The organism is Veillonella denticariosi JCM 15641 (assembly GCF_002959855.1).
GTDB classification, from domain to species: Bacteria; Bacillota; Negativicutes; order Veillonellales; family Veillonellaceae; genus Veillonella; species Veillonella denticariosi.
In genome coordinates this window covers 323,639-335,740 of record NZ_PPDB01000003.1, presented here as the reverse complement: position 1 = coordinate 335,740, position 12,102 = coordinate 323,639, and the positions used below count along the sequence as shown (strand labels likewise).

Below are 12,102 nucleotides of genomic sequence, written 5' to 3'. Positions count from 1 at the left end.
ATAGTTCTTTTATAAAATAATGGGAAAATAAAGGGGCGGTGATAAACAGCCTCTTTGTATCAAAATAGCGGATAGCTGATTTAATATACTAATCTGCACGTTCAGAAATTATATCCAATTTCTGAAGTGCGGATTATAATCAACTATCCGCTATTTTATTATTTGGGGGTCAATCAATTATGTAATTAAAATGATTTCTTACCCAATTTAGGGTGCGTGCAGCGCTTTAGTGAAAGCGTATCAATCATGTGCACCGCCTCATCCAGTGTGAGGTCCTCGCGCTTTGTAGGCGTTTCCAGGACTGCCAGAGGATGGTCCGTGCCGACTTCTCCGGACGGCAAGTAGATGTATTCTCCATTGACGGTATCGCCGAAGATATAGCCGGCTTGTAAATGCTCCTTGTGAATGCGACTCATCGTGTCTCCTTGATGATTAATAGGTTATTAATACTTGTTTGATATTTATGTTATTGAACACTTTATATCGAGAAATTTATAGGGCATATTTTATACAGTGCGTTTTATAGTGTGTATCTATATCGAGAAATTTATAGCGCACATTTTATAGTGTGTCTTTCAGTATTTTATAGAATGCATTGTAATGTAAATCCCATGTAGTCTGCCGATACGAGTTCCAGTTTTGTAGTGCCGAACTCCTTTGGAATCCGTTTAAATGAAATCTGGTCGTGTAAATGACCGAATATGCATATATCGACGTCATATCGAGCCATCAACTCCGTAAAGCCGGACGGTTCATTGCTGTCGTTAAACGGCGGGTAATGGATCAGTAATATTTTGGTTATCGGCAAATCGGGTAGCTGTTGTATGGCGGCATCCATTTCCTGTAAAGCCGATTCGGTTCGCATCAGTTCACGACTATAAATGGATTGGTCCGTATCGGGTACGAAGTGGGAATCCCCCGGGCAGAGATAGCCGCGCGTGCCGCCGAAGGCTATGATTTGAGGGCCTTCGGCGGTGTCGATGATTTCCGCTGTGCCGTGCCCCTGAATAAAGGTAATGGCGTCACTCATAAGCTGTTTCATTTTGTTGGCAGAGGCCCACCAGTAATCGTGATTGCCGCGAATCATATATTTTCTCCCCCGCATGGAGGCGATTTCCCGTAAATCATGAGCCGCTTCGTCAAGCCTTAAGGCCCAGCTCATGTCGCCTACGAGAAAGACGATGTCCTCATCGCTGACGTTGGCATTCCAATCCTCTTTTATGCGATTCCAATGGTTTGCCCAGTGAGGCCCAAAAATATCCATCGGCTTTGCAGGAGGTGTGCCCGATAGATGGAGGTCGCCGATGGCAAATACTTTCATATAGTTCCTTTCAAATTATATATTTCTGATTAATTATATTTACTGAATTCGGTATAGCTGTAAGCCCTGTTTCAATTATTGGGCGACTGTCATTAAGCATTATTTTGATTTAACTGTTACCGAAATAATATTTTTGTGATGATCTGATGTTCAAAAATGAAATTATTTTTTGTTCCCTTGCAGATAAGGCGCGATGTCCTGTATGATCTTGGCCGCTCTGTCATCGTCGCAGGTTTGGGGGATTTTATAGCCGATGTACAGCGGTGTCGTTACATATCTTGCTACAACCTTTATGTAATTGTAGCCGTCCTTTAAGTCGTAAAAGAAATAATTATAGGACTGCGTAAAGTTGGCAATGGTATGTAACAGATAGCGTAAAACCTGTTGTAATCGAAGCGCCACGGAGCGTGCCGGAGCATCCGGTTTAAAGCGTATATTATATTCGAAGAACCCGATGATCGGCTGTGTCGACAGGGTGATGCGCATATCCTGATCTTCATGCAGTAACCAGCCGTTCATGCTCTCTACGGGGATATCTTCGCAGTAATCGTAGTTTTTGAGCCCGATTATCTGACTGTGCGGATGTCGGATGGATCCGCCCGACATGGGACCGTGATTCTTGAAAAATAAAACGGACGCGAATTCGTTTGTGTGTATCGTTTCACGCCATTTATCGAGGCCGAACTGCATGATGCGGGTCGCTTCGTCGAGGGGTAACGTGGAAAATTCGCCGTCGTCCGTTTCCGTTTCGATGATGACCGTAGGCCATGTATCGTGCAACACGGGATATTTATTCATGAGCCAGATGATATGGCCGGATGTATCTAGGATATCCGTTAATTGCGATCTGTCGCAGAAGGGACACCGAACTTGTTCGTTGCGCATATTGACGGGCTTTGTGCGACCCAATGCGATGTCAAAAATGAGCGGTCTGTTCATGGTGCGCCTCCTTTCTTATCACAAAATCTATACTTTTAATCATACCACAACTAGTCCATTCGTACATAAAATAATGATATAATAATGTAATGTCATCAAATGGCCGTACGACGATCGTTTGAAATAGTTGTACGGCAAGTCATTTAGTTGATGCAATATTTAATTTATTAGAAATCAGCGTGTCAGTTCATTGCCGGGGAGGATATATGAGACCTACAACATTGGTGTTTCCCATCGATGAGGACAATCGCATATTGTTGGGACGTAAAAAACGCGGCTTCGGTGCCGATAAATATAACGGTTTCGGTGGCAAGCTCAATTCCGGTGAAAGCTTCCGCGCCTGTGCCGTTCGTGAATTGTTTGAGGAATCCGGCCTTTCAGCCCGTGAGGAGGATTTTGAATGCGTGGCTCTTTTCGACTTTCAGTTTCCCTTTGATGAAAGTTTAACCCATGTGAGTTATGTTTATTTTCTGCGTACTTTCACAGGCATTGTAGAGGAAACGGATGAGATGGAGCCGCACTGGTTCAAGCCGGAGGATGTGCCGTATGCGCATATGTGGGACGGCGATCGGCGTTGGTTGCCGCTGCTGCTGGAGAATAAAAAGTTGAAAGGGCCTATAGTGTTCGGCCGTGATAACAGTACGGTGGACAAGATGGATTTGACCGCGGTGGAATCCGTTATGGAAAGCGAACATCCGGCCAGAATTGATTTATACATTAATGAGTAGAGGTAGTATGACAGAGGTGAAGAACCCCAAGTGGGTACCACAGTTATTGGCGTGGTATGACGTGCATAAGCGTGAATTGCCGTGGCGCGATTGCGGAGATCCGTATAAAATCTGGGTGTCCGAAGTGATGAGCCAGCAGACGCGCATCGAAGCGATGAAGCCATATTATGACAACTGGATGCGTCTGTTTCCGACCTTGCAGGACCTGGCAAATGCATCCGAGGATGAAGTCGTTCATGCCTGGCAGGGGCTCGGGTATTACAGTCGGGCTCGCAACCTGCGGTTCGGCGTGCAGGACGTCGTTGAAAATTACGGCGGCGTCGTGCCTCATGACAGAAAGACGATGGAATCCTTAAAGGGCGTAGGCTCTTACACGGCGGGGGCTATCCTGTCCATGGCTTATAATGAGCCGGAGGCGGCCGTCGACGGCAACGTATTGCGCATTTACGCACGGTTGTATCGTATATTTGAGGATATCCTGAGCACGAAGGGTCGGAAGACGATCACCGCCATCGTGGAGGAAACCTTGCCTCACGACAGGCCGGGCGACTTTAATCAGGCCTTGATGGATTTTGGATCCGCCGTATGCATTCCCAAGACGCCACGCTGCGGTGAATGTCCAATTGCAAATCTTTGCGATGCTTATCAGCAGGGGGATACGGACAAACTGCCGGTGCGCATCAAGAAAACTAAGGTCGTCGATGTTCCCGTGTTCGTAGGCATTTTGCAATATGAGGATTACTATTTACTGCACAAGCGTCCGAACCGTGGACTGTTGCGGTCCATGTGGGAATTCCCGTCCGTTGAGGGTGTATCCGCTTTTGATGACGGTAAACAGGCTCTATCGGAACTGGTAGCGGACTTAGGCTTTGAATTGTCCCTGCAGCCCGTTCTCGTAAAGGAACTGACCCATGTATTTTCTCATAGAAAATGGTTTATGAAAGCCTTTCGCGGAACTTTGACGAAATCTATAGACAGCGATTTGCCGAAGGACTGGATGCTCATCAAACGCGAAGAGTTTTCCGATTACGCATGGGCGGGCCCGCACGGTAAACTGACGGAGCTTGCAAGATAAACTGCCTTGCAGTTGGGCATGAATATATTCTTGCATCATAGATATTAGATTGCATTGATAAATTGCGATATAATTAGATGAAATCGATGGTATTTTATCGGTATGTATGGCTGTATATGGAATATACGGCGCTGGATTGGCCGGTTTTGAATCGGCATAGTTGGAGAACGTATGAGACTACTATTTAATATAATCGTTTTCACCATCCTTTCTGTAGGATTGGTGGGCTTTTGGATTCTATTTCTCAATTTGTGGAAACCTAAAAAGAAGTGGCCTGCATGGATAGGCTATATTCTCATAATCGGTGGATGGCTTGCGGCGGTTGTATACTATATGATGTATCAGGCGGACCTGTTCGGCACGCAGTACTATCCGTTAATGAATCTGTTTAGAACTGAAAGCTACGGTTTTTTGATGGGCTTATTCCTGGCTATTCCCGTATTTATACTCTTAGGCATATTGTATTGGATTGTTAATAAGATATTTGACAAAACACCTGAAGAGAATCGAACGGGGCGCCGAGCCTTTTTCAGAACGGCGGCGACATTGGTGCCGTTGGCGACGGTGGGCGGCTCGAGTTATGCGGCCTTTGCTGGGCAGCATGAGGTAGTTGTTACCCATGAGTCTTTCGGTTATACGAATTTACCTGAGGGACTTAAGAACTATAAAATTGTACAGCTCAGCGATATTCATATCGGTCCATGCATCGACCTCGATGATTTCGATGAAATACTGAAAATGGCGCTCATAGAAAAACCGAATCGCGTCGTAATCACCGGTGATCTGATCGACAGATTGGATTGGTTGCCTCAGGTTTGTGAAAGACTGACGACTTTCACAAAACAAATCCCTGACGGTGTCGATTATATTCTGGGCAATCATGAATATCATCACGACGTGAATAAGGTGCTGGACGAGTTGAAGATGAACACGCCTATGAATGTTCTCGTGAACAGCAATATTCAAATCATGGGCGGCAGACAGCCGGTCTATATCGCGGGTGTTGCGTACGATAATAAACGCGAAAAGGAGGAACGGGAGCGGTTCATGGAAAAGGCCTTGTCCGGTATTCCCGACTACGCCTTTGTCATCCTGTTGGCGCACCATCCTGAGTTCTTTGAAGAAGCCATTGAACGTAATATACCGCTTACGTTGTCGGGGCATACGCACGGCGGACAGATTGTTCTCTTCGGTATGCCTATGGTGCCGATCGGAACACCGTACGTCAAGGGCCGCTATGTGGAAAAAAATAGCGTGTGCTATGTAAACAATGGATCCGGCCATTGGTTCCCGATTCGTATAAACTGCCCGCGAGAAATTACGGTCATTACATTCTTTGACGGGCTAGCGTAGAAATAATAGAACCCCGATACGGATTTGCCGTAGCGGGGTTCTTATACGTTCATTTGAGGTATGAGAGGATCTTATAGTTATGTCAAAGTAGAGAGGAGGTTATTTCATGCGAACTGCTTCGGCAAATTCGTCTTCGGTCATGAGTTTTTCTTCCAAGATGATTTCTTTAATAGAGCAGCCGCGTTTGTATGCTTCTTTTACGACCTTGGCGCTCTTATCGTAGCCGATGTACGGCGTTAAGGATGTAGCAATCATGAGGGACTGTTCAACGAAGAATTTGAGTTTTTCCGGTACGAACTCAACGCCGTCGATACAGTGGGTTGTGAAAGAATTCATTGCATCCGCCAGTAGACGACAGCTTTCAACAAAGTCATAGATCATGATAGGCATGTATACGTTCAACTGGAAGGCACCGCTGCCTGCACAGAGCGTCATCGTCGTGTTATGGCCGAATACTTGAGCGCATACCATGGCGAGGGCTTCGCATTGTGTCGGATTAACCTTGCCTGGCATGATGGAGGAGCCCGGTTCGTTTTCAGGTAGATGCCATTCGCCGTAACCGCAGCGAGGTCCGGAGCCTAGGAACCGCACATCGTTGGCGATTTTAAATAAGGTTGTCGCCAACGTATTGAGTGCGCCGTGGGCCATCATGAAAGCATCCTTCAGGGACAATCCTTGGAATTTGTTGTTTTTCACGCGGAATGGAGCGCCTGTTACCTCAGGTAACACGGTTTCCATAACGTCCAAATAGCCTTTCGGCGTGTTTACACCCGTACCGACCGCGGTGCCGCCGAGGGCCACATCGAGCAGGTAATCGGCATTTTGAACGAGCATAGTTTTGGCCGTTTTGAGACCGTCCACAAAGGCGCTGATTTCCTGATCCACCATGATGAAAGTCGCATCTTGCAGATGTGTACGACCTACCTTTTGGAGACCTTTACCTTTTTTCTGTAGTTTCTCAAATGATTTGATCAGGCCGTCCAATGCAGGGATAACGCGTTTAGTGATTTCAAAATACGCACAGATATGCATTGCCGTAGGGAAGGTATCGTTTGTACTTTGACCGCGGTTTACATCGTCATTCGGATGGAGCGGGTTGCTTTCATCCAATTGTTTAGCCCGGTGAGCGATAACCTCGTTCACGTTCATATTAGTCTGCGTGCCGGAACCGGTCTGGAATACGGTTAGCGGGAATTCTTCATCCCATTTGCCGTCCACGATTTCATCAACTACCTGAGCGATGAGTTTCGCTTTTTCTTCCGTTACGGCGCCACATTTCGCATTAGTTAAAGCACATGCTTTTTTGACAAGCGCAAGCGCTTTGATCTGTTCAATAGGGATGCGGTGGTCACCGATCTTAAAGTTATTGAACGAGCGTTGCGTTTGAGGTCCGTAAATTCGTCTAGCGTCGACTTCGACTGGTCCCATTGAATCGTATTCAATTCTTGTTTCCATAATGTTTACAACCTCCTTAAAAGACATGCCGACCCTACTGTCGGTACTTTAATTATATAAAATCCTGTATATTTGTACAGAATAAAAGAGAATGATTTCTGTTTTCATATAATTGATAGGTGTATATGCATAATGTGCATATAAGAAAGGGAAAGTATATTGCGCTTTCCTTCTCCCCATACCTTTATGATTTCAATCTATATGTAAGATTGATAATGCGTTATATGTAGAAAAATTATAAATTAAATATTTCATTTGGTGAATAATGAAAGGTCTATTCTTAGTGTAAACGATTAGGTATATATTAGCGTGGTGGTCCTCCAAAACTGACTTAGCGACCCTGCGAAGCAGGGTGGGTGGCTTTGGAGGCTTTTGGAGGGCTACCACGCTTAATAAAGTGTTTTGGATACAGAATAGACCTTTCAAGATATTTGTGGGAAAACTTAAATTTATAATTTTCATATGTATACATTATAAATACCGCATATATATTGAAATCATCGCTTTAACACGATAAAATGGAAGTAGCTTAGTATATTGTTTTAAGTTTATGGTTTCACAGAGGAGGTAAGTACTTATGAAACATGACTTTATGAGCCATGACCTTCATCTGCCGGAACTGACATTGCGTGGGATGCTACTTGGTGCATTGATTACTGTTATTTTTACAGCATCTAACGTATATCTCGGTTTGAAGGTAGGTTTGACATTCTCGTCATCCATTCCGGCTGCCATTATTTCTATGGCGATTTTGCGTTTTTTCAAGGACTCAAACGTTCTTGAAAATAATATGGTACAAACTCAGGCTTCTGCAGCTGGGACCTTGTCCGCTATTATCTTTATTTTACCCGGTCTGCTTATGCTTGGGTATTGGAACGGTTTTCCGTTCTGGCAGACATTCCTGCTCTGCGCCTGCGGCGGTTCTCTAGGTGTGTTATTCACCATTCCGTTGCGTCGTGCCATGGTGGTGAACAGTGATCTGCCGTATCCGGAAGGCCGTGCGGCGGCGGAAATCTTGAAGGTCGGCTCTCATAACGGAGATGAAGGTCCACAATCTAATTCCGGTATGAAGGATATCGTATCCGGCGGTTTTGTAGCCGGACTTATCAGCCTTTGTGCGAACGGTTTCAAAGTACTTGGCGACAGCATGAGCTTCTGGATTCCTGCTGGTAGTAAAGGTATTACTCAAATTCCATTGGGTTTCTCTACAGCATTACTGGGTGCCGGTTATCTTATCGGTATCGCATCCGGTATCGCTATCCTGGTCGGTGTTCTCGTCGCATGGGCCGGTTTCGTACCGTATTTAACGAATCTGTATGCTCCGGATGGCGGTGCAACTGCTAAATTCGCTATGGGCATCTGGAAAGAAAAGGTTCGCTTTATCGGTGCCGGTGCCATCGGTATCGCGGCGATTTGGACTTTGATCACATTAATTAAGCCTATCATCGAAGGTATGAAAATCTCCGTAAAATCCATGAACAGCAGTGCTGAAGAACGCGAAACACATCGCATGGATACGGATATGAATACTAAATCTGTTCTGATCGTGTTCGCAATCATCCTTGTCGGTTTAGTGTTCACATTCTGGGACTTCGTATCCGCTGTACCTATCAGCACAAGCTTGATGTGGACACTTGTTGTCGTAGGGATTATTGTAGCATTGCTTATCGGTTTCTTCGTAGCTGCTGCATGTGGTTACATGGCCGGTCTTATCGGTACATCTGCATCTCCGATCTCCGGTATCGGTATTTTGGCGACGATTATTTCCTCCCTTGTTGTATACTTCATCGCATCGGAGAATAATTTGTTCGCTACCGAAGCAGGTGTTCAATTTGCTACCGCTATGGCCATCTTCATGACGTCCGTAGTTATCGCGATTGCATCTATCTCCAATGATAACTTGCAGGATTTGAAAACAGGTCAGCTCGTCGGTGCAACACCTTGGCGTCAACAGATTGCTTTGTTGCTCGGTTCCGTAGCCGGCGCCGTTACGATTGCTCCGGTACTTAATTTGCTTTACCAGGCATACGGCTTCACAGGTGCGTTGCCACGTGCCGAAATGGATCCGAGCGCTGCATTATCCGCTCCGCAGGCGACATTGATGACTACCATTGCGCAAGGTATCTTCAACTCCAGCATGGACTGGGATTACATCCTGATCGGCGTTGGCGTCGGTGTTGTGGCGATTATCGTTAACTTGATCCTAAAGAGCACAACCGCTACTTTAACATTGTCTCCATTGGCTGTCGGTATGGGTATTTATTTACCGCCTACTTTAGAAGTACCGCTTATTATTGGTTCTTTCATCAGCTATTTCGTAGGCCGTTATCTTGTGGCTCGTGCTAAAATGCGTGCCGGCGAGCTTGCCGAGTACGATGTGGAGCAATCGAACCGCCGTGGTGTTCTCTTCGCATCCGGCCTGATTGTCGGTGAAAGCTTGATTGGCGTCCTCATAGCTGTTATTATTGTATTGTCAGTTACAACCGGTGGTGGAGAATCTCCACTTCAATTAGTCGGTCCTGAATTTGAAAGTAATGCAGGTTGGTTAGGGTTGCTTGCTTTCATCTTTGCAGGTCTATATCTGGTTCGTCGTGTTGTAACACACAAATTCAATAAAGAAGAAGCTCTCGCTATGAAAGCTGAACAGGAACTAGAAAAATAAGAGGTTATTGCAATGAAACTAAAACAGACTGTACTCATCATGATGACGGCGGCGTTGCCGCTCACATCCTTGGCGGCAGGCGATGTTATTCCTGTTACGAAGGATAACGGAACGGTGCAAGCCGAACAACAAGTCGACACATCCGCTCGCAAGGTGAATCGTAATGATTTGACGTATCGCATTTCCAGTACCGCTACACCGGAACAAAATCGTGCATTACGTACCGTAGCCGGTAAAGTTGACCGCGGAACTGTAGAAGTGGTAGCTCCTAATGCGGACCGCTATATGGACCGCAAGGAAGTCGGCGTATCTCCGATTGAATCCACAACGGATCACTTGGATCTCGTATTCCCTGAGGTAAAATCCGTCAGCCCTGTCGTGGAAAAAGCGATTAATACGACCATCAAGAAGTACGTTTCCAAGGTACAAAATGATGTGGAAAAATTAAATGCTAAGGAATCCGATAAGACAAATGTAGTAATGTACTACGATGTAAAAACGGATAAGAACGGCATCCTCAGCGTGTTGATTCACACCTATACGATGCGTGACAATGATGCAAACGGTGTGAACTTTGTAAAAGGCTTTACTTTCAACACCACGACAGGTCGCCAGATTTCCTTATATGACCTTGGCGGTATCAACAAGAAAGAGTTGGTAAATGCCATTAACAATAATCAGGATGTGAAGAACAAGCTCGGCAATGACTTTAAAATTGACAAATTGCCTAGCGAATTCTATACAACCGACGATTATTCCGTTGTGATGATTCTGCAACAAGATGTGGACTCCGCTCATAGTGCCGGTACCGTATATGTTCCGGTCGGCAATTTGCGGGATCATGAAAATGATGTAACAAAAAAATGATCTAACCTTGTGTGTCGGTTAGATTCATTGCGTGTATAGACAGTACTGTTTTATTGTGAAAGTTTATTATGAAAGCGGTCGTACCCGATGGAGTGCGACCGCTTTTATGTGGCTTTTATGTGTCCGTTATATAAATGTTAGGTTATAGGGTATCTGTGTTGTATGAAAATCATATGGGGGATAGAAAATGGAGCTAGTAATACTAGCTCCATCGCTGTTTTAAGACTTATTTTTTGTGTTGCGCTGCGGCAATGGGAAGTGAATGTTCTCGTCCGAGCCGCCTGTAAGAGGTTCAGGCGGCAACTGCAAGAAGACATTATCATGGAATTTCTTTTTAAATGCTTTCATCGTCGATTTTTGGATGGAATCAACGGTAATGATGAGTGCACTCGTGTCCGTGTTCGGATAGATGGAGATGATCTTTCCTTTCGGTTCTTTCTCCTGATAGAGGGCGATGGCATCGGACTGATAATCTTCCAGTTGCGCCTGTGTCAATTTACCTTTCGATACGACTACGGTTTTATCTAATTGTAAATCGTGAGCATCGGCAATCGCCTTGGCAACGAGGTCTACTTTCTTTTGATCCGTCAAGGAGGCATATAGTTGACCTGCTTCCCAGAAGAGGGCCCCGTCATTGCGGAATTTCGTAAAGTCATTGCCGTAATTTAATGCATTGTCGATGATACGGACCGTTTTGTTTTCCACCTGTTGTCTGAATAATGTATTGTGGAACGCTAAGGCTTGCTCCGTCTGTGTCATGCGATAGGTGATTTCCGCCGCTTCTGCACGGGTGATGTATTTTTCCGGATTAAATAAGGTGCCCGGTGCATAGTTTGTAAAGCCTAAGTATGCTAACTCGCGTACGGCGTCTTGCGCCCAAGGAGCGACGAATTTCTGGTCACCGTATGCGACCGTATCGAGAACGGTAGGGTCCTCAGTGGTATAACCTAGATAATGTATATAATTATCCGCTACTACGGCAAATTCCTGGCGGGACATGTATTTTTCCGGCTTGTAAGTGTCATCGCCGTAGCCGCTGATGATATTTTTTCGTGCCACCGATTCGATTGCGAGGGCGGACCAGCGGTCAGACGTGATATCCTTGAATTTGCTCGATAAAAAGGCGGCTTGTCCGTCATTTGTAATGTTATTGAAAAGACTCGCCACTTCTTCGCGTGTCATCGGTTGATTCGGTCTGAAAGTACCGTCCGAATAGCCTTTCATGAGATTCGCTCTTGTAACGGTGCTGATGGAGTTAGCGGCCCAGAAATCGCTCGGCACGTCGGAGAAAATATAAGGGCGTACATTCTGGATATTAGCAGGACCGCCGACAGGTAACTGCTTATTTACAACTGTGGTTTGTGTTCCCGTGGATAAATCGTTATTGGTCGGTCTCTGTGGATTACTTTCCGTTCTTGATTCCCTTGTTTCTAAAGCTGTTTGTGAATTGGTTGCAACTGATGGCAAAGGGGATTTAGCATTTGTTATAGCTGATTTATCAGTTGTCGCATCCGCGTGTGCCGACTGTGTAGCCGCACGAGCTGTTGATGGAACCGTATTGGCAGTTGCCGCAGTGGATGTTGTATTAGCTGCCGTCAGGCCGGTAGTCGCTACCAAGGCCCCTAAAACGAGAGCGTGCAATGTATACTTAGTATTCTTGTTCATAAAAATCCTTCCTGATCTTTGGATACTAGGATATACC

At 45.5% G+C, this 12,102-nt stretch carries 10 protein-coding genes; 5 read left to right on the top strand and 5 right to left on the bottom strand.

The features are described from left to right. Positions 1 to 185: 185 nt before the first annotated feature. The 3 genes from VEHSUH05_RS03980 to VEHSUH05_RS03970 form a co-directional block, all read right to left on the bottom strand. Positions 186 to 416, bottom strand: a complete 231-nt coding sequence (locus VEHSUH05_RS03980) for a hypothetical protein (protein ID WP_054674221.1) — start codon at positions 414 to 416, stop codon at positions 186 to 188. Between the two features lie 167 nt (positions 417 to 583). Beyond that, positions 584 to 1,321: a metallophosphoesterase gene (locus VEHSUH05_RS03975; protein WP_105090794.1), complete on the bottom strand. Its 738-nt coding sequence runs from the start codon at positions 1,319 to 1,321 to the stop codon at positions 584 to 586. A 162-nt stretch (positions 1,322 to 1,483) separates the two neighbouring features. Then, on the bottom strand, positions 1,484 to 2,260 hold the full coding sequence (locus VEHSUH05_RS03970) for a DUF4931 domain-containing protein (protein WP_105090793.1): 777 nt from the start codon (positions 2,258 to 2,260) through the stop codon (positions 1,484 to 1,486). Between the two features lie 206 nt (positions 2,261 to 2,466). Between VEHSUH05_RS03970 and VEHSUH05_RS03965 the strand changes: the two genes are divergently transcribed. From VEHSUH05_RS03965 to VEHSUH05_RS03955, 3 genes are all read left to right on the top strand, one after another. Beyond that, the gene (locus VEHSUH05_RS03965; RefSeq protein ID WP_054674227.1) at positions 2,467 to 2,988 is read left to right on the top strand and encodes an 8-oxo-dGTP diphosphatase; all 522 of its coding nucleotides are present in this window, start codon (positions 2,467 to 2,469) and stop codon (positions 2,986 to 2,988) included. 7 nt (positions 2,989 to 2,995) lie between these two features. Continuing rightward, the gene (gene mutY, locus VEHSUH05_RS03960; RefSeq protein WP_105090792.1) at positions 2,996 to 4,063 is read left to right on the top strand and encodes an A/G-specific adenine glycosylase; all 1,068 of its coding nucleotides are present in this window, start codon (positions 2,996 to 2,998) and stop codon (positions 4,061 to 4,063) included. Between the two features lie 171 nt (positions 4,064 to 4,234). Beyond that, positions 4,235 to 5,416, top strand: a complete 1,182-nt coding sequence (locus VEHSUH05_RS03955; RefSeq protein ID WP_054674232.1) for a metallophosphoesterase — start codon at positions 4,235 to 4,237, stop codon at positions 5,414 to 5,416. A gap of 99 nt (positions 5,417 to 5,515) precedes the next feature. Here VEHSUH05_RS03955 and VEHSUH05_RS03950 read toward each other — a convergent pair whose 3' ends face one another. Next, complete coding sequence (locus VEHSUH05_RS03950; RefSeq protein ID WP_105090791.1) at positions 5,516 to 6,871, bottom strand: class II fumarate hydratase; 1,356 nt, start codon at positions 6,869 to 6,871, stop codon at positions 5,516 to 5,518. 577 nt (positions 6,872 to 7,448) lie between these two features. Between VEHSUH05_RS03950 and VEHSUH05_RS03945 the strand changes: the two genes are divergently transcribed. Next, the gene (locus VEHSUH05_RS03945) at positions 7,449 to 9,533 is read left to right on the top strand and encodes an OPT family oligopeptide transporter (RefSeq protein WP_054674234.1); all 2,085 of its coding nucleotides are present in this window, start codon (positions 7,449 to 7,451) and stop codon (positions 9,531 to 9,533) included. 12 nt (positions 9,534 to 9,545) lie between these two features. Next, the gene (locus tag VEHSUH05_RS03940; protein WP_105090790.1) at positions 9,546 to 10,400 is read left to right on the top strand and encodes a polysaccharide deacetylase family protein; all 855 of its coding nucleotides are present in this window, start codon (positions 9,546 to 9,548) and stop codon (positions 10,398 to 10,400) included. 219 nt (positions 10,401 to 10,619) lie between these two features. Here the strand turns inward: VEHSUH05_RS03940 and VEHSUH05_RS03935 are convergent, their stop codons facing one another. Continuing rightward, on the bottom strand, positions 10,620 to 12,065 hold the full coding sequence (locus VEHSUH05_RS03935) for an S-layer homology domain-containing protein (RefSeq protein ID WP_105090789.1): 1,446 nt from the start codon (positions 12,063 to 12,065) through the stop codon (positions 10,620 to 10,622). Positions 12,066 to 12,102 lie beyond the last annotated feature (37 nt).